The sequence below is a fragment of the Parasutterella muris genome (genome assembly GCF_009767915.1).
Classification (GTDB): Bacteria; Pseudomonadota; Gammaproteobacteria; order Burkholderiales; family Burkholderiaceae_F; genus Parasutterella; species Parasutterella muris.
In genome coordinates this window covers 36,856-53,827 of record NZ_WSRP01000018.1, presented here as the reverse complement: position 1 = coordinate 53,827, position 16,972 = coordinate 36,856, and the positions used below count along the sequence as shown (strand labels likewise).

Here is a 16,972-nt window from a genome sequence, read left to right as displayed (position 1 = left end):
TCACGAGTCGAAGCGGCGGTCTGGGCCAGCGAAAACAACCTCTAAAAGAAAAATCCGAGCACTCGCCCGGATTTTTCTTTATGCGTTCATGCGATTACTTCTTCGCGGGAAGAACTTCCGCATGGCAAAGCATGCATTCATAGCGATTCGGATTAACTTTATCTCCGGTCACATGACTGGCAGGAAGCGGTGTCGGCTGGCCCTTCTTTGCCTCAACTCCGGGTTTAGCCGGCTGATGGCACATCAGGCAGGCATTTTTCGTCGGTGTAATCGGCAAGAAGTTTGCCACCGGATGAGGAATCATCGGCGGAACAAATTTATCTTCTATCGCGTTATCCGAAGGATTCTGAGCCATTGTCGGCGCGGCAGCCATCAGGAACAATGAGATGAATAAAAGTTTTTTCATAGGAACTCCTATTGAGTTTTCTTTGTATCTTTAATAAATCGAATTCCGAACTTCAAGCTATTTTCCGGACATACACTTACGCATTTTCCGCAGTTTGTGCATTCTCCCGAGCGAATCATTCCGACCTTGGCGGCGTCCTTAAAACTGATCACCTGAGGCTCCGGACACACCTTTAGGCAGTCGCCGCAGCGAGTGCAGGTATCGTTGTCAAACTTAACCTTCGTCGCGCTGAGGCGGCCCCACAACGCCCAAAACGCTCCAAGCGGACAGAGATGGCCGCACCAGCCGCGTTTCGATACCGCTAAGTCCAGAGCAAAGATACCGAATATCACACTCAGCAGACCATAGACTCCGCCAAAAACGATCTCGCGCCAAAGAACTCCCTGCGGGCTAATCGCCTCAAACGCCGCAATGCCAGTGCACAGCGAAAGAATCAATGACACCGCCAAAAGCAAATAACGCAGATTTGAACTGAGGGACAGCACATTGGTTTTGATACCGAGCTTTTCCCGACACCAAAATGCAAAGTCAGTCACGAGATTCATCGGGCATACCCAGGCGCAGAAACTTCTGCCGCCGACAACCCAGTAAAACGCAAGAACCAAACCTGCACCGATCAGCGTTTCCGGAGAAAGCCAGTACTGTGCGCACAGACGCTGAAGCGCGGCAAACGGGTCTGCAAGCGGAATCATGTCCAAGATTCTGGAACTTGATAAATCACCGGATAGGATAAATTTATCCGCGACCTTGAATCCGAATCGAGCAGAACCGAAAAAAAACGCCAGAAGACAAAACTGCACGAATCTTCTCGCGATCGTAAACCGAAGACGATAAATCCATTCGGCTGCCGTTTTCGGCTGAGAAAGGTGGCGTATCTTTTTCTGTTTTTCCGTCATGGCAGCTCCGAATTCAGAAAATCAAGACCGCCGGGCTTTCCTGCGTCCTTCATCGGAGCCTCGGGGACTGCTCGAGCATCCAGCTTCTCTTTCCAGCCAAGACGGTAGTGATCACCAATCTTGCCCAGGAATTTTTCCGGATCGACGATGTTGATAGAGGGCCGATCCGTCGGACAGCTGTGCACGCAGAGACCGCAGCCCGTGCAGCTGTCAGGCATCACAACCGGAACGAACATCGCATGCTTGCTGAGAAGCCTCGGATGGTTCTCAATAATGATGGCCTTATTCTGTTCGGGACAGTCTCGGTAGCAGATCTCGCAGCGAAGCCCCTGCCAGGAAAGACACGAATTATGGTCAATCGCCGCGACGCCCATTTTTGCTTTGGTAATGTCTTCGAAAGTATGAGGAAGCGCCCCGGAGGGACACGCTTTCACACAGGGAATGTCCCTGCACATATAACAGGGAATTTCTCGCGGCTCAAAGAACGGAGTTCCCGGAGCAGCGATATCCTTAAAGCCTGCAAGTTTCAGTGTGTCATAGGGGCACGCTTCCACACAGAGCCCGCACTTAGAGCAGGCGGTTTCAAATTCATTCGGCGGCAAAGCTCCGGGAGGACGAGGAACAAAGCCTTGGGCCCGCCCCGTCTTCTGCAGAAAAAGTCCCCACAGAAGACCGGCGCCGACTCCGACTGCTCCGATCTGCACGCCCTTTCTGAGCACATCGCGTCTCGAGTGTGTAGTCATAGAAAATGAGCTTGGGAGGACGCTTTAGAAGCGCCCTCCTCCGTTAAGGAATTAACCTGCTTTGTAAACCTTGACCGCGGACTTCTTGAAATCCGGTTCTTCAGAAATCGGATCCGTCGCGTCGATCACAACCTGGTTGGTCTGAACCTTACGGTCAAAGAACGCAAGCCAGGTGGTTCCCTTCGGCATGAAGTTGCGCTGGTTAGTCTGAACAATCGCGCTGATCTTGCCGCGGCGGCTTTCAACCGTGGCGTAATCGCCGTTCTTGAGGCCGCGCTTAGCCGCATCATCGGGGTTCATATACAGGAACGCGTTCGGCTGAGCTCTTTCCAGTTCCGGTACGCGCATGGTCATTGAACCGGTATGCCAATGCTCAAGAATACGTCCGGTACAGAGCCACAGATCATAGTTCTGGTCAGGCTGCTCAACAGGTGCCGCATACGGACGATAGAAAATCTTCGCCTTATTGGGCAGTGGAACCGGTTTCGGATCGGTCACTCCGTACAGATTGCCTGTCGGAATCGCTTTAAAGAGCTTGCCGTAGAACTGATAACCGTCTTCCTTAACGTACGGGTCATAGTCCTGGTTAAAGCGGTACGGTGTTTCCTTGCCGTTGACGACAGGCCACATCAGGCCGCGCGTTGTCGAATTCATGTAGGTATTGAAGTCAGCCAGGTCATGGCCGTCTCCAAGCGTGAACTGACGGTACTCGTTAAAGAGCGCTTTTTCCGGGAACCAGTTCAGTTTGGCAGGAGCAGCTGTACTGTTGATCTTGCTTTCGAGATCGGGATCAGGCCAGGCGACTTTGGTGTAGTCGTCACGAGCGTAAAGAACATCGTAGAGCGTGGCTTCCGGATCGATGCCCATTTCTTTCGCTGCGTCAAGAACGCTCGGCAGCTTGCCGTCTTCATATCCTTCGACCTTAAGGCCCGGGACAGGCTGTTCGCCCCAGCAGTCTTTGATCTTGATGCGTTTGGCGAATTCCATCATGGTCCAAAGGTCGGTTCTTGCCTCTCCCGGAGGATTAGCCATCTGCTGCCAGCCCTGAGTACGTCTTTCGGCATTGCCGTAGAGACCCCATTTTTCAAAGATCATGGCAACCGGAAGAACCAAGTCGGCATACTGGCAGGAGAATGTCGGATAGGCATCCGCTACGACAATGAAATTGTCCGGATGGCGGGCCGCTTTCAGCCAGTGGTTGGAGTTCGGAGCCGCCTGGAAGGGATTCACAACCTGAGTCCAAAGGAAGTTAATGGAATCGTCTTCCAACCCGCGAAGAATTCCCATAAAGGCCTGACCGACTTTCGGGTTAATGGTCTTTTCAGGAACACCCCAAATCTTTTCACTCTTGACGCGCGCCGGTTTTGCGGCAACGAGCAGGTCAGAAGGCAGTCTGTGGCAGAACGTTCCGACTTCGCGTGCAGAACCGCAGGCAGAGGGCTGACCGGTAAGAGAGAACGCGCCGTTGCCCGGGCGAGCATGTTTGGCAAGCAGCAGATGAACCGCATAGATCTGCTCGTTCACCCATACGCCGCGCTGATGCTGGTTGGCGCCCATGCACCAGAAGCTGAGGACATCGTTCTTCTTGTCGATCATTGTGTCGGCAAGGTTAACGAGTTTCTTCTTATATTCTTCCATCGGTTCGTCCGGATCTCCCTTGGAGAGTTCCGCAACGAAGTCAAGGGTATAAGGCTCCAGCCCTTTCTTGAATTCTTCGAAAGTGATGCTCCAGTGGGCACCGGCTTTTCCGCCCTGCTGAGTCTGTTTAACAACCTGACCCTCTTTACGGCCCTGTGCGATGGCTTCCCACTTGTCGAGTTTGATTTCGTTCTGTTTGGCCTGAACATCTTTTTCTGCCGGGAATGCGTACTTGTCGGTCGGACGCATGCCGTAGCCGATATCCATCGCGCCGGCCGCGAAAATGCAGTGCTTATTCACGAAATCGTGATCGACCGCGTCGCGCTTGACGATTTCTCTCAGGATGTAGTTCAGAATCGCAAGGTCGGTATTGGGTTTGAAAATGATGGTTTGGTCAGCGAGGTTGGAACTCATGTTCCTGTACGTCGTGACGTTGATAATCTTCGTATCTTTGTGCGTAAGCTTACGGTCGGCAACACGTGACCAAAGAACCGGATGGGCTTCGGCCATATTGTTGCCCCACAGGATCATGGTGTTGCACTTCTCAATATCGCTGTAGTTGTTTGCAGGCTCATCAATACCGAACACCTGATAGAAACCGACGACCGCGCTCGCCATACAAAGACGAGCATTCGGATCGAGGTTGTTGGAGCGCCAACCGGCCTTAACGAGCTTGCTCGCCGCGTAAGCTTCAGGGATGGTGTACTGACCGCTGCCTGTGATCGCAACACCTGTCGGTCCTTTTTTCTTGTAGACACGCAGGAACTGTTTTGCCATCTCATCGAGCGCTTCGTCCCAGGAGACTGCTTCGAACTTACCGTTCTTATCAAACTTACCGTTTGTGCGTCTCATCAGGGGCTGAGTCAGACGATCTTTGCCGTAGAGAATTTTTGCGTTGAAGTAGCCTTTAATGCAGTTAAGACCGCGGTTGACCGGCGCATCCGGATCACCCTTTGTTGCGATTACGCGACCGTCTCTGGTTCCGACCAAAAGACCGCAGCCGGTTCCGCAGAAGCGGCAGACGCCTTTGGTCCATACAACGGTGCCTTCCGTCGACTGTACTGCTGCCTTAGCTATTTCTGATACCGGGATACCGACGGTCATGGCTGCCGAGGCTGCAAGACCGCTCTTCAGTAACTCACGACGTTTAATTTGGGGTGTATTAATCGTCATTTTCGCTCCTGTATTTAACTCTTTGCGAGTTAGATTAAAAATGAACCCTAGTTGAGCCGGGTTAAATCTTGAATGGGAGTAATCTCCGCGCTCTCTTCAAAGTTATGTGCGACAAGGGACGCGTCGACGACCTCGTCTAGTGCGGAAATTTCCTTAAATTTGTCCATTTCAACGCCGATATCTTCGCCTTCAATAATGACAATGCAGCGGCATGTCTTCTCGTCTTTATGGTGGATCTCAACGTTGGAAAGAGACTCAATCGCCTTCAGCATCTCGGGAAATCGACCGGGAGCACTGGAAACAACGAGCGCAGAATAATTCATGAAGCTGTTCCTCTGTTATGTATTCTCCGACTGAGCCTCACGTTATCAACGGGCGGTGAGGATGTCCACGGAATACCACTATAAGATTAATAAAAACTTGGGGGAAGCCCTTACGAGCTTCCCCCAAGTTGAGATATTAGTTAGATGCTAAGCGATCTAATTAGATCCAGCCTCTAGCCAGGGCCATGAAGTAGCCGGCGATAGTCGCAGTGATAACGCCGATCAAGCCCGGGAGGATGAACGAGTGGTTAATAACGAATTTACCGATGTGGGTTGTACCGGAGCGGTCGAATTCGATAGAAGCCAGGTCAGACGGGTATGTCGGGATAATGTAGTAGCCGTAGCAAGCGGAGATGCAGCCGACGACAACACCGGCCGGTGTACCGATGCTCAGAGCAACCGGAACAACGATCGCGACAGAAGCAGCCTGGGAGTTAACCAGCTTGGAAACGAGGAGCAGAACGATGGCGAATGCCCACGGATAAAGCCTGACGTATTCAACGAGAACTTCTTTCAGTTCGTTGAGGTGAGCCTTAAAGATTGTGTCGGACATCCAAGCAACACCGAACACGCAGACCACAGCAACCATACCGGAGCGGAACACTGCTGTACCGCCGACGGACTTCGGAGGAGTCTTTGTGAAGAAGCAGATCAGGGCACCGCAGGCGAGCATGAACATCTGAATAACCAGAGTCATGGACAGCGGTTTCTTGCCAACCATCGGACGAAGATCACTGAAGGCACCAAGCAGGGCAACGACAGCAACCACGCCAAGGAAGATCCACATAGCGGTCCACTGTCTGGCGGGAAGCTTCTTGCCAAGGAGAGTGAGAGAGTCGCCGTAAACATACTTCTTAGCTTCCGGATCAGCGATAAGAGCCTGGAAGACAGGATCTTTGTCGAGGTCTTTACCGCGGAAGTTGGAGTATGTGGCCATAACGAGAAGACCGATCAGGCCGGCAGGAATTGTCAGGCTGAGCAGTTCAACGAGGCCGACATCTGTACCGTTGGCCATCGGGTGGCCGGCGATAAGAGCAACCATGGAAACGCAGGCAACAGACACCGGAGAGCAGATAACGCCCATCTGAGCAGCGATAGAGGAAGCTGCCATCGGACGTTCCGGACGAACACCGGTCTTGATCGCTACGTCATAAATAATCGGCAGCATCGTGTAAACAGTGTGGCCTGTACCGCAAAGAATTGTCAGCGTGAATGTGCAAAGCGGTGCAAGGAATGTCACCATCTTCGGACGTTTACGTAGGACTTTTTCAGCAATCTGAAGCATGCAGTCAAGACCGCCGGAAGCCTGGAGAGTGGCGCCTGCGGCTACAACCGCGATAATCGTCAGAATAACGTCGACCGGAGGTTTGCCCGGGGGCAGACCAAGCCAGGGCTTCGGTCCGAACATAATAACGATAAGACCAATACCACTGAACAGGCCGAGGAACATACCGCCTCTCGGGGCGGATACGAATAAGAAGGCAATCAGTAAAAAGAACTGAAACCAAAAGTAAATACTCATTTGAATATCCCCGTTTGTTGTAAAACTCTGATTTGATTGTCGTAAGACATATGAATAATGTTCTTTTTTACGTATTGAAACAAGTGGAAATACAAAATTTTATTCATTATTGGTGAAAACACCTATTTTTTAAATAAATCAGTGTTTCAAATAACATATTGTTATTCAACGATTATTTGATAGAAATTTCGGGTTTTTGCTGAAATACAACAATTATTTAAAATGTTAGGGTTTCCGCTAATTTAAATCTTAAAAAAATGTAACACCGGCTAGACCTATCTGAAATAAAATTCAGATTTTTCGGCCATCATTGATTTTTTTTTCATGTAAATTCATCGCTAAAAATCTCTCCGCCGAGTTTGCGCAGTTCTTACAAATTATGTCTCTCACTGTTAAATTCGATCACGAAAGACGGAACCGAACTTCGGTTCCGGAGGCCGTATTTTGCGAAGGCAAGCCTTCGGATACAGTCCTTTCTCTGCTAGCACAATTCGCTGCTGAAGACGCTGATCCTGTTTTATTCACGCGTTTGGATCAAACACTTTTCTCCGGTCTCAGCGCCGAGGCCGCGGCAAAATATCAGTACTGCCCCGTTTCCCGCTGCGCCTTCAATCGTCCGGTAGAACATAAAGTCGCAGGCTCCGTCGCTTTGGTTTCAGCAGGAACCTCGGACGCTCGTGTTCTCTACGAGGCCGCCGCCACGCTGAAATTCATGAACACAGAATTTGAAATGTTCGAGGATTGCGGCGTTGCCGGACTGTGGCGCCTGCAAAAAGCGCTTGACGGAATCAACCGCCACAATGTCATCATCGCGGCCGCCGGCATGGAAGCCGCTCTCATCAGTGTGCTTGCGGGACTATCCAGCCGCCCTATCATCGGCGTTCCGGTCTCAAACGGCTATGGCGTCTGTGAAGGCGGTAAAACCGCTTTGAACTGCATCCTCGCTTCCTGCGCCCCGGGCGTCTCAGCGGTAAATATTGACAACGGGTTCGGCGCGGCCTGCTTCGCCTATAAGATTCTCTCTTCTTTTTCCAATCAGTAAAAGCCAATGAACAACCATCAGGAACATCATCACGACCACGGCCATGAGCACGGTCATGACCATTGCGGCTGCGGTCATCATCACGAGCATTCGCACTGCCGACACACAAGAGCCGGAGCTAAGGTCCTTACTATTCGTTTGCATTCCGGGATCGCCGGCGACATGTTTCTCTGCGGTCTCATGTGCATGCTGAAAATGAACAATGAACAGGCCGAAGAAATCCTCAACGGAATCCTTCCAGCACTGAAAGGCAGCATCAAGCTCACGGATAAGTTTGTCAACGGGATTCGAGGCGCTCACTGCAGCGTCGAGCTGCCGCACGAGCATGAGCACCGAAATCTTGCCGATGTGTTCGCCATTATCAGAAACGCGGACATATCAGACAACGCTAAACGTTATGCGGAAAAAGCCTTTACTTTAATTGCGGAGGCGGAAGGCCGAGTTCACGGTCTGCCCTTCACACAAGTGCATTTCCATGAAGTTGGCGCGCTCGACAGTATTCTTGACATCTGTTTTACCTGCGAGCTCTACACACGTCTGAACCCTGATCGTCTGATCGTAAGCCCTCTCCCGATCGCTGACGGCAGCATTGTCTGCGCGCACGGCGTTATCCCGTCTCCGGCACCTGCCGTTAAAGCGCTTTTAGAAGACGTCCCCGTTCGTCCCTTCCTCGCAGAAGGAGAAACCGTGACGCCAACCGGTCTGGCGCTTCTCAAGGCGTTTGACGCAGAATTCGGCCCTTGGCCCGCAATGACGGTTAAGACTATCGAAACAGTTTACGGCACATATGTTTATGAAGGCGTCCCCAACGGAGCCACTTTTGCCTTTGGAGAAGAGCTTGGAGCCTGATGAAGCAAGAATTGAGCGGCTTAAAAACGCTCTTTTAACGGCTGCGCCTGGTCGGCGTGTTTCCATCGCGTTTTCCGGCGGCCTCGACAGCCGCTTTCTGAGTTTCTTTGCTCTGCGCCTGGACTTTGAGATCGAACTTCTGCACGTGCACGGTCCGCACGTCAGCGAACAGGAAACGCTTGAAGCTCGGGCATGGGCCGATTCACACGGATTCAAACTTAAAATTGTCGAATTAAATCCGCTTCAAGCTCCTGAAGTCAGCCGCAACTGTCGGGAAAGATGCTACTTCTGCAAACGCATGCTGTTTACAGAACTCCTTCGAATCGCGTCATTTCCGCTGTGCGACGGAACCAACCATTCCGACCTCGGCAATTATCGCCCCGGGCTTCTTGCGCTGCGCGAACTCAAGATCAATTCGCCGCTGGCAATGGCGCAGATTTCCAAACCGGAAATCCGAGAGCTCGGCAGAGCGCTCGGCTTTGACAACCCTGATCAGGTGGCCCGCCCCTGCATACTGACCCGACTGCCCTATGACACAGCCGTGTCGGCCGAAGACCTGAAAAATATCGCGGAAACTGAGAGAGAAATTTTTGAAGCGTTCGCTGAGTCTTCGAATCCGCAGATCGCATTTCGTCTCCGCAAGGTTGGAGGCAAAGCGTACGAGCTGCACGTACAGGCGCAGGAGTATGAACGTTTATCTTCTGAAGAGCGCTCTCTATTAGAGCGGCTCGTTAAAGAGCGGCAGAATAATTTCGGTCCGGTTCCGATCGTCCCCATGGACAAACTTTCCGGATTTTTTGACCGCAAATGATAAAGGGCGCCGCGGGCGCCCTTGTTTATTCAGCTTTCAGCCTGTTATTCCACGCGCGGAACAGTGAGAGAACCCTCCGGCATCAGAATCATGCTTTCAACTTTGCCGATTTCGCTTTCTGCGGCGGCAAGCGCTTCTTCGATCGTGTCAAAAGCACCGGAGAAAAGCATATCGCGGGCCATATCGCGGTCAAGCTTGGTCACGAGGTAGTACTTCGCTTTTTCCATCAGGCGCGTCACGGCATAAGCCTTATTTGCGCCAATACGGAAATCCTTTTCAAGCTCGGCGCGAATCGCCTGAGGAGAACCGAGTCTGCGGCAGGCCTGTTCAAGAACAGCCGACCCGCTGCCTTCGACACATTCGGCCACCATAATCACAGCGCCACCCTTTCTCACCGCGCAGGCCGCATTATCCATCGTCTTCTGCATTTGATAAACATTAATGTCTTTCGGCCAGCCGCCGCAGGAAGCGATCACTAGATCGGCTTCTTTCGGAATGACACTGCCGTAAACCTCATCCACGAATTTACAGGCAACTTGATGCGCTTTCACATAATCACCTGCAAACATCTTGAGGAACTGATGTTTGGCGTTAAGTACTGCATTGAAAAGAAAGAGAGAGCGTCCTTTTGCAAATAGAGCAACACCTTCCATCTGATCCTCGTAGCAGGGATTGCCTTCGGTCTTGCCAAGACCGGCGTGCGGATCAAGCATGAAACTGTGGTTGACGCGAACTGTTTCCATTGCAGCACAGCCCGGAAGAATCGCCTTTCTTCCGCCGCCGTATCCGCTGAAGTAATGGTGAACAATAGTACCGGTCAGAATGACATGGTCAACATCACAGAGATGGCGATTAATCCACACGGGCGTACCGCGAGAGGTTGTACCGAAATATTTAAAGTCCTCCTGATTGGTGCTGACGCTGTTATACATTCTGAGGCGCGAGGCGACGTTTTCTCCGACGGCCTGAACCATTTCCTCATGCGTCATCTCACGATGCGTACCCAGTGCGAAAACAATGTGCATGTCTTCGTCTTTCACGCCGAGCTTATTCATCTCGTTGACCAGCACAGGCATAAAGTCATAGGAATTTGCTACTCGAGTCGGATCGTTACAGATAAAGGCTATCTTCTGTCCCGGTTTAACGATTTCATTGATCGGGGCACATCCAATCGGATGGTAGATCGCTTCGAGTACTTCATAAGGGATGTCCTTAATGGTCTCAAAATCATTAGTTCTAACTTCTTTGAGAACGAGAGACTCGTCAAGCTCGATCTCTTTCTTGCCTTTTCCGTAGGCAAATTCATATTTCTTCATTGATTTCTCCTGACACGGCTAAGTAAACGTAACCGAATGTGAATCATGACACTAGTAACAGGATTTTGCATTATTAGTCAGGGTTAATTCCTATATGATCATTGAAATTAGCTAAACCATCTTGGGCGTCGCAAAACTCACATCTTTTCCTGCACGTCTTCGCAGACACTTTCGGCCGATAGCTTCATTCGACAAACCGGCCCGCAGAGTATCGATTAAAAGGACATCGGACGATAGATATAGCCTTTAATCGGGACAGACTTCAGTACACAAACATTCAGTATCCGGCCGAAAAATCGCTGCTTAACCAGATGACGTAACTGTACGGCGCAAATTCAAACCCGCTTGGAAGAGACAACAGGCTAAGAGGCGCCGACTAAACCGGTGCTTTAGGCAGGCCGGGGATATGCCGGTCGCAATGAATGGCTCTACCAGGTTTTAGCGGGCTCGTTAGATGAATTCTCTCCAAAAGGAGAGCTGCATCGCGGCTTGTTACTCAATTTCTGATGTTTCGAGCCTGACCCGAGCGGCAAAAACACAGGAATAAGGGCTCCATTTGCTAAAATGGAGGATTGTCTTTTATAGCTTTAAGGACTCAACAATGTCAGGACATTCCAAGTGGGCCAATATTCAGCATAGAAAAGGCCGTCAGGATGCAAAACGTTCCAATATCTGGACCAAATTAATTCGTGAAATCATTGTTGCCGCTCGTTTGGGCGGCGGAGACCCGGACATGAATCCGCGTCTCAGACTTGCTCTTTTGAAGGCACGCGGAGCCAACGTTCCGAAGGATACCGTTAAAAATGCCATCCTTAAGGGTACTGGCCAGCTCGAAGGCGCCAATTACGAAGAAATTCGCTACGAAGGATACGGAGTCGGCGGCGCTGCGCTCATCATTGACTGCACAACCGACAACCGTACACGTACCGTTGCCGATGTTCGCCATATCCTTTCCAAAAACGGCGGCAATCTCGGTACAGACGGCAGCGTCTCTTTCATGTTCAAGCACTGCGGCTACTTCCTTTTTGCGCCTGGTCTGAACGAAGACGAAGTCATGGAAGTCGCTCTGGACGCCGGAGCTGATGACGTAATCAAAGAAGATGAAGGCTCTATCGAAGTCATCTGCGATCCTTCCGCTTTTGAAGCGCTGAACAAAGCGTTTGCAGATAAAGGCTGGACACCCGAAGTAGCTGAAGTCACGTGGCGCAGCGACACTGAAACCGTCCTTACTGGCGACGAAGGCGAACGCATGCAGCGCCTGCTTGACGCGCTTGAAGATCTGGACGACGTTCAGCAGGTGTACACCACCGCCGTCATCGAATAAATAAATCCCTCAATAATCAACCGAGAGAATCCCTTATGAAGCTATTGGTAATTGGCAGCGGCGGCCGTGAACATGCACTCGCATGGCGGCTTGCCCAATCGCCTCGTGTAGAGACGGTCTATGTAGCGCCCGGCAACGCCGGCACCGCGCGGACGAAAAAACTCCAAAACCTCGCGGTCACCGACTTGAATGAATTGGCAGAATTCGCCGCTTCCAACGACATCGCTTTCACCCTCGTCGGGCCGGAAGCTCCTTTGGCTAAAGGCGTTGTCAATCTCTTCAGAGAGAAAAACCTGCCGATCTTCGGACCGACAAAAGAAGCCGCTCAGCTCGAATCCTCCAAGGATTTTGCCAAAGCTTTCATGAAACGCCACGGGATTCCGACGGCTGATTATGAAACCTTCACAGACGCGGAAGCCGCACATGCGTATGTGCGTGCAAAAGGCGCTCCGATCGTCATTAAAGCCGACGGCCTTGCCGCCGGAAAAGGCGTCGTTGTCGCAATGACTGAGGAGGATGCCCATGAAGCTGTTGATTTCATGCTTCAGGACAACAAACTCGGTTCTGCCGGCGCCCGCATCGTTATCGAGGAATACCTCACCGGCGAGGAAGCGAGCTTTATCGTGATGGTGGACGGAGAGCACGTGCTTCCGATGGCGACAAGCCAAGACCACAAACGCCTGCTTGACGCCGACGAAGGCCCCAATACCGGCGGCATGGGCGCCTACTCTCCCGCACCGGTCGTAACCGACGAAGTCTACCAACTCGTGATGGATCAGATCATTCTTCCGACCGTCCGAGGTATGAAGGAAGACGGCATCGTCTTTACTGGCTTCCTTTACGCCGGCCTCATGATTGACCGCGATTCTGACGGTAAACCGACAGTCAAAACGCTTGAATTCAACTGCCGTTTCGGTGATCCTGAAACACAGCCGATCATGTCGCGCTTAAAGAGCGATTTCCCGGCGCTTGTTGAAGCCGGCATTAACGGCACGCTCGACAAAGTCATTGCCGAGTGGGATCCGCGCAGCGCGCTCGGAGTCGTACTTGCCTCTCACGGCTATCCGGTATCTCCGCGCAAGGGCGATGTCATCACAGGCATCGAAGCGCCGACCGAGGACAGCATGACGTTCCATGCGGGCACAAAACTCGATGAAAACGGCAACCTGCTGACAAGCGGCGGCCGCGTACTCTGCGTCGTCGGTCTCGGCGATACGCTTCGCAGCGCTAAGGACAAAGCCTACAGCGCCGCGGAAAAGATCCGTTTCGACGGAATGCAGTACCGCAAAGACATCGGATACAGAGCGCTCTAATCTTTATGAAATTTGCAACGTTTGCCCTTGCTGCTTCATTGATCGCGGGCTCGGCTGCGGCCTGCTTCGCGCAGACCACATCGCCTCTGCCCGCCCCTTATCCGCAGGACAACACGCCGAGGCCCTTCAATTACCCGGAGGGCCTTAACTCTCCTACATTTACGCTCGAAGAAAATCCCGCAGCGGTCATTAACTTCGGCGATTTCCCGGTCATTCTCGATCAAACGCCGCTCTCAGTTGTCACCAAAGTGTTCGGCGGAGAACTGCACCACCTGCCCGATAGAACGGACTATCTCTGCTACTCGGCTCCTCTTCAGAGCGATCCGTACGCTCCGAAACCAAAGCGCAGAAAGAAGGCGGACGAAGAACAGGAACCGGTTTATATCGGACAGAATATCTGGCTGATTGTCGGCCCCCGCGGACAGATTTCCGAAGCCCGAGCTGAAGCAGTAACAGAAGACGGTGAGCTTTGTCCGGCTCTTGCGGAAAACTTTCAGGATGTCTCTTTCGGCCCCCTGCGGATCGGGACCACGCTTTCAGCGGCAGCAATGAAGAAAGAAAATCTTCCTCAGATGAGCGCCTCTGAGGAAGACTCTCCCTGGAAGTTCTGGTTTGCGAACAAAGCTCAGGATCGTTTTAATCTTCGTTACGGTTTTTTAGGCGCCGAGCTCAACGACAAACAGAAAATCCTTAAGCTGTTCTCTGTTGAAATTGAATTCAAGGATAAATAGCTTTGCGCATCGGAATTTTCGGCGGTACCTTTGATCCGATTCATGAGTCCCATGTTGAAATGGGACTCGATGCCGTGCGTGAGCTCTCGCTCGACAAACTCTTCTATGTTCCGACGCGTCCCTGGCAAAAAAACGCCAGAGCAGGCGAAGAAGACCGACTCCGCATGCTTGAGACCGCGCTTGAACCTTATAGAGATCAGCTGGTCGCCGACACAAGAGAGCTGACCCGAGGCGGCCCTTCCTACAGCATTGACACGCTCTACTCATTCAGACGGGAATACGGAGAGCAAACTCCTATCTTTTTTGTCATGGGCAGCGATCAGTGGAAAAACCTCACGACGTGGATTCTCTGGCAAAAGTTTCCTTTGCTGGCCAATTTATTTGTTGTCACCCGGGACGGCAGCTTGGGCGAGAATCCCTACGGAGATAAATTTCCCATTGTTCCGCCAAGTGACGCGGCCTGCTCCGAAGAGCCGTCCGGTTCAATCTGCGTCGCAAAATTTGAACCGGCCGCCTACTCTTCCACTCAAATCCGCAGAGCCCTCGCAAATGGAATGACCCGCGATCGGCCGATTCCCGGGCTCAGCGCTCAAATTCACCAATACATTCTTGAACACGGCCTTTACCGCGCCGAAAACTAAGAGCCCCGCTTGACGCGGGTCTGTTCTTCGTTCTATTTGACTGAACTACTCCAAAGTTATGTCGGTGATTTCCGAGGGAACACCGATACGAATCGAAAAGCCGTTCCATAAGCCGGTTCCGCGATTGACGTAAACCAATTTATCGGATCTTTGGTATGCGCCGGAAACCATACCGTCATTAAAGTAGGCAAGGATCGGATACATGAAGAAAATATGCCCGCCGTGCGTATGTCCCGAAAGCTGCAAGTCCACGCGCTCGCTGCTGCCGCTGGTCGTTTTCGGCTGATGCGTCAGCAAAATTCTAGTCGCATTCTCGGGTGTGCCGGCAAACGTCTTTTTCAAATCAGGCCCCTCTAATCCGAATCGGGAGGCACCCAGGTCTGTCGTTCCTCCCACAATCAGAGCCGCCTCGTTTTTCTTCAAAACCGCACTCTGATTCTGAAGCATATTCAGCCCCAGCTGAGACAGTGCTTTCATCCAGTTGGCGTAACCGGAATAGTATTCATGGTTGCCCGGGATCGCGTAAACACCGTACTTGGTTTTCAGCTCCTTTAAAGGCTCGAGCTTAAAAAGAGTTTTCGGCACGCTTCCGTCGATAAAGTCTCCGGTAATCAGTACCATGTCTGGGTGAAGTGCGTTGGTTTTCTTCACCACTTCGCTCAGCCACTCAGCACCCTGCACGGGTCCGATGTGCAGATCGCTCAGCTGAACGATCTTTGTACCCTTCCAGGCATCCGGCAGCCCTTTAACTTTAAGTGTGACTGCTCTTACATCGGGAACGCGAATCGCTTCCCACATACCCCAAAAGCCCGCAGCTGCCGATACGGCCATCAGCACAGCAAGCATCGTGTTGTTGTTAAAGCTGAAACCGACCGAAACACCCCACTTTTTCAAGAGCCACAGTGCAAGAGAGCAAACGTCTTTAAAGAAAAGAAGAGCCGTCAAAACAACTAAGGCGCCGTAAAGCGCTTCATAAATAAGCAGCGCCTTACCCTTAACAAAGGGCTCAAAAAACGTTCCTCCTCCGATGGAGTAGGCCTGATATTTCAGAGCGATCGCCAAAATGATGAGCGAAAGCACAGCCTTCCACAGCCAAGAGACTTTCAGAGGCAGAACGCCGCTGCATATAGAATAAATCGCCAGAAAAAGCGAAGGAAAAAGTAAAAACATGGTCTGAGCGTTATGGTGTTTAGGCTGAAAATTATATCAATGCGAATTTCCGGGTACTTGTCTGATTATTCAGAGAATTTTAGTTTTTGTTTCAATTCCGGCGTTTCGTTCGACCGCCTATGTTTAGAATATCTCGTTTATGTTCAGAATTAATAAGACGAGCAGTTTCTGCCCGACAAACACGAAACCTCGTCAATAGAAAAGGCTACTTATATATGGATATTCGCAAACTTCAGAGAGTCATTGTCAACGCTTTAGAGGACGTTAAAGCTCAGGACATCAAGGTCTTCAACACCTCCAAGCAGACAGCTCTCTTTGACCGTGTTATTGTCGCTACGGCCAACTCGAACCGTCAGACCCGCGCCCTCGGCCATCATGTGTTCATGGAAGTGAAGGAGAACGGCGGCGAAGCAGTCGGCATCGAAGGTCTTGAAACCGGAGAATGGGTGCTTGTTGACTGCGGAAGCGCCATCGTTCACATCATGCAGCCGACGCTGCGCGCTTATTACAACCTGGAGGAACTCTGGGGCGGCAATCCCGTTCGCATGAAGCTCCTCGAAGAAGAAAGCGCTCAGGCTTAATTTCGTCCGAATCGCGTCCAACCATGAAAATCACCGTTATCGCCGTCGGCCTGAAAATGCCCGCCTGGGCTTCCGAGGCCTCCGAAGACTATCTACATCGCTTCCCCTCGGACTGGAAGGTTGAATTGAAAACCGTAAAGGCGGAAGACCGAAACACCAAATCCATTCCTAAGGTAATGGAAGCCGAAGCCGAGAGAATCCGCGCGTCGATTCCGCGTGACGCGATTATCGTAATCATGGACGAGCGAGGTCACGACCTGACCAGTCAGAAACTTGCGCAGCAAGTTAATAAATGGGGAGATCAGGGACGCCCTATCGCTTTCATTATCGGAGGCGCTGACGGGATCGATCCAAATCTGAAAGCCGAGTGCTCATACATGCTGCGGCTTTCTTCTCTCACGCTTCCGCACGCCATGGCGCGGGTTCTGCTGCTCGAGCAGCTCTACCGCAGCTGGTCGCTTCTGCATAACCATCCCTATCATCGAGCTTAACG

At 51.6% G+C, this 16,972-nt stretch carries 16 protein-coding genes and 1 pseudogene; 9 read left to right on the top strand and 8 right to left on the bottom strand.

Annotation, left to right across the window (positions count from 1 at the left end; genetic code table 11):
- Nucleotides 1-94: 94 nt before the first annotated feature.
- From E5987_RS07015 to E5987_RS06990, 6 genes are all read right to left on the bottom strand, one after another.
- The gene (locus E5987_RS07015) at nucleotides 95-406 is read right to left on the bottom strand and encodes a nitrate reductase cytochrome c-type subunit (RefSeq protein WP_160335385.1); all 312 of its coding nucleotides are present in this window, start codon (nucleotides 404-406) and stop codon (nucleotides 95-97) included.
- 8 nt (nucleotides 407-414) lie between these two features.
- A complete protein-coding gene (gene napH, locus E5987_RS07010; protein ID WP_160335384.1) occupies nucleotides 415-1,302 on the bottom strand; it encodes a quinol dehydrogenase ferredoxin subunit NapH in 888 nt (295 codons plus the stop codon).
- Nucleotides 1,299-2,045: a ferredoxin-type protein NapG gene (gene napG, locus E5987_RS07005; protein ID WP_160335383.1), complete on the bottom strand. Its 747-nt coding sequence runs from the start codon at nucleotides 2,043-2,045 to the stop codon at nucleotides 1,299-1,301. Before napG ends, napH begins: the two co-directional genes overlap by 4 nt.
- 51 nt (nucleotides 2,046-2,096) lie before the next feature.
- Nucleotides 2,097-4,856 carry a nitrate reductase catalytic subunit NapA gene (napA, locus tag E5987_RS07000; protein WP_160335382.1) on the bottom strand — a complete coding sequence of 920 codons (2,760 nt, stop codon included), beginning with the start codon at nucleotides 4,854-4,856 and terminating at the stop codon, nucleotides 2,097-2,099.
- Between the two features lie 47 nt (nucleotides 4,857-4,903).
- Nucleotides 4,904-5,179, bottom strand: a complete 276-nt coding sequence (locus E5987_RS06995) for a chaperone NapD (RefSeq protein WP_160335381.1) — start codon at nucleotides 5,177-5,179, stop codon at nucleotides 4,904-4,906.
- A gap of 160 nt (nucleotides 5,180-5,339) precedes the next feature.
- Complete coding sequence (locus E5987_RS06990) at nucleotides 5,340-6,701, bottom strand: anaerobic C4-dicarboxylate transporter (RefSeq protein ID WP_160335380.1); 1,362 nt, start codon at nucleotides 6,699-6,701, stop codon at nucleotides 5,340-5,342.
- Nucleotides 6,702-7,080: 379 nt separating this feature from the next.
- Here E5987_RS06990 and larB point away from each other — a divergent pair, with 379 nt between their 5' ends.
- From larB to larE, 3 genes are read left to right on the top strand one after another with little or no spacing between them, the layout of a single operon-like run.
- Nucleotides 7,081-7,743 carry a nickel pincer cofactor biosynthesis protein LarB gene (larB, locus tag E5987_RS06985; protein WP_160335379.1) on the top strand — a complete coding sequence of 221 codons (663 nt, stop codon included), beginning with the start codon at nucleotides 7,081-7,083 and terminating at the stop codon, nucleotides 7,741-7,743.
- A 6-nt stretch (nucleotides 7,744-7,749) separates the two neighbouring features.
- The gene (gene larC, locus E5987_RS06980; RefSeq protein ID WP_160335378.1) at nucleotides 7,750-8,592 is read left to right on the top strand and encodes a nickel pincer cofactor biosynthesis protein LarC; all 843 of its coding nucleotides are present in this window, start codon (nucleotides 7,750-7,752) and stop codon (nucleotides 8,590-8,592) included.
- Nucleotides 8,582-9,403 (top strand): ATP-dependent sacrificial sulfur transferase LarE, encoded by an 822-nt coding sequence (gene larE, locus E5987_RS06975; RefSeq protein WP_237178758.1) that lies wholly within the window; start codon nucleotides 8,582-8,584, stop codon nucleotides 9,401-9,403. Before larC ends, larE begins: the two co-directional genes overlap by 11 nt.
- A gap of 44 nt (nucleotides 9,404-9,447) precedes the next feature.
- On the opposite strand, the gene E5987_RS06970 is transcribed toward larE, so the two are convergent.
- On the bottom strand, nucleotides 9,448-10,719 hold the full coding sequence (locus tag E5987_RS06970; protein WP_160335376.1) for a nickel-dependent lactate racemase family protein: 1,272 nt from the start codon (nucleotides 10,717-10,719) through the stop codon (nucleotides 9,448-9,450).
- Nucleotides 10,720-11,320: 601 nt separating this feature from the next.
- On the opposite strand from E5987_RS06970, the gene E5987_RS06965 reads away from it, so the two are divergent.
- Genes E5987_RS06965 through nadD form a run of 4 tightly spaced genes read left to right on the top strand, consistent with a single transcriptional unit; the run spans nucleotide 11,321 to nucleotide 14,728 of the window.
- Nucleotides 11,321-12,043 carry a YebC/PmpR family DNA-binding transcriptional regulator gene (locus E5987_RS06965; RefSeq protein ID WP_160335375.1) on the top strand — a complete coding sequence of 241 codons (723 nt, stop codon included), beginning with the start codon at nucleotides 11,321-11,323 and terminating at the stop codon, nucleotides 12,041-12,043.
- Nucleotides 12,044-12,078: 35 nt separating this feature from the next.
- On the top strand, nucleotides 12,079-13,356 hold the full coding sequence (gene purD / locus E5987_RS06960) for a phosphoribosylamine--glycine ligase (RefSeq protein WP_160335374.1): 1,278 nt from the start codon (nucleotides 12,079-12,081) through the stop codon (nucleotides 13,354-13,356).
- A 5-nt stretch (nucleotides 13,357-13,361) separates the two neighbouring features.
- A complete protein-coding gene (locus E5987_RS06955; protein WP_160335373.1) occupies nucleotides 13,362-14,087 on the top strand; it encodes a hypothetical protein in 726 nt (241 codons plus the stop codon).
- Nucleotides 14,088-14,089: 2 nt separating this feature from the next.
- On the top strand, nucleotides 14,090-14,728 hold the full coding sequence (nadD, locus tag E5987_RS06950; protein ID WP_160335372.1) for a nicotinate (nicotinamide) nucleotide adenylyltransferase: 639 nt from the start codon (nucleotides 14,090-14,092) through the stop codon (nucleotides 14,726-14,728).
- A 45-nt stretch (nucleotides 14,729-14,773) separates the two neighbouring features.
- Here nadD and E5987_RS06945 read toward each other — a convergent pair whose 3' ends face one another.
- Nucleotides 14,774-15,898: a metallophosphoesterase gene (locus E5987_RS06945; protein WP_160335371.1), complete on the bottom strand. Its 1,125-nt coding sequence runs from the start codon at nucleotides 15,896-15,898 to the stop codon at nucleotides 14,774-14,776.
- 215 nt (nucleotides 15,899-16,113) lie between these two features.
- Between E5987_RS06945 and rsfS the strand changes: the two are divergent.
- A pseudogene (gene rsfS / locus E5987_RS06940) lies at nucleotides 16,114-16,452 on the top strand (ribosome silencing factor); the annotation flags it as partial.
- A gap of 50 nt (nucleotides 16,453-16,502) precedes the next feature.
- Nucleotides 16,503-16,970, top strand: a complete 468-nt coding sequence (gene rlmH / locus E5987_RS06935; protein ID WP_160335369.1) for a 23S rRNA (pseudouridine(1915)-N(3))-methyltransferase RlmH — start codon at nucleotides 16,503-16,505, stop codon at nucleotides 16,968-16,970.
- Nucleotides 16,971-16,972 lie beyond the last annotated feature (2 nt).

Bases quoted from the DNA above. Each gene is read 5' to 3' on its own strand.
- E5987_RS06995 (WP_160335381.1), bottom strand. From the start codon at position 5,179: ATGAATTATTCTGCGCTCGTTGTTTCCAGTGCTCCCGGTCGATTTCCC.
- E5987_RS06955 (WP_160335373.1), top strand. From the start codon at position 13,362: ATGAAATTTGCAACGTTTGCCCTTGCTGCTTCATTGATCGCGGGCTCG.
- E5987_RS07015 (WP_160335385.1), bottom strand. From the start codon at position 406: ATGAAAAAACTTTTATTCATCTCATTGTTCCTGATGGCTGCCGCGCCG.
- napH (WP_160335384.1), bottom strand. From the start codon at position 1,302: ATGACGGAAAAACAGAAAAAGATACGCCACCTTTCTCAGCCGAAAACG.
- E5987_RS06990 (WP_160335380.1), bottom strand. From the start codon at position 6,701: ATGAGTATTTACTTTTGGTTTCAGTTCTTTTTACTGATTGCCTTCTTA.
- E5987_RS06945 (WP_160335371.1), bottom strand. From the start codon at position 15,898: ATGTTTTTACTTTTTCCTTCGCTTTTTCTGGCGATTTATTCTATATGC.
- E5987_RS06965 (WP_160335375.1), top strand. From the start codon at position 11,321: ATGTCAGGACATTCCAAGTGGGCCAATATTCAGCATAGAAAAGGCCGT.
- larB (WP_160335379.1), top strand. From the start codon at position 7,081: ATGTCTCTCACTGTTAAATTCGATCACGAAAGACGGAACCGAACTTCG.
- rlmH (WP_160335369.1), top strand. From the start codon at position 16,503: ATGAAAATCACCGTTATCGCCGTCGGCCTGAAAATGCCCGCCTGGGCT.
- napG (WP_160335383.1), bottom strand. From the start codon at position 2,045: ATGACTACACACTCGAGACGCGATGTGCTCAGAAAGGGCGTGCAGATC.
- E5987_RS06970 (WP_160335376.1), bottom strand. From the start codon at position 10,719: ATGAAGAAATATGAATTTGCCTACGGAAAAGGCAAGAAAGAGATCGAG.
- napA (WP_160335382.1), bottom strand. From the start codon at position 4,856: ATGACGATTAATACACCCCAAATTAAACGTCGTGAGTTACTGAAGAGC.
- larC (WP_160335378.1), top strand. From the start codon at position 7,750: ATGAACAACCATCAGGAACATCATCACGACCACGGCCATGAGCACGGT.
- purD (WP_160335374.1), top strand. From the start codon at position 12,079: ATGAAGCTATTGGTAATTGGCAGCGGCGGCCGTGAACATGCACTCGCA.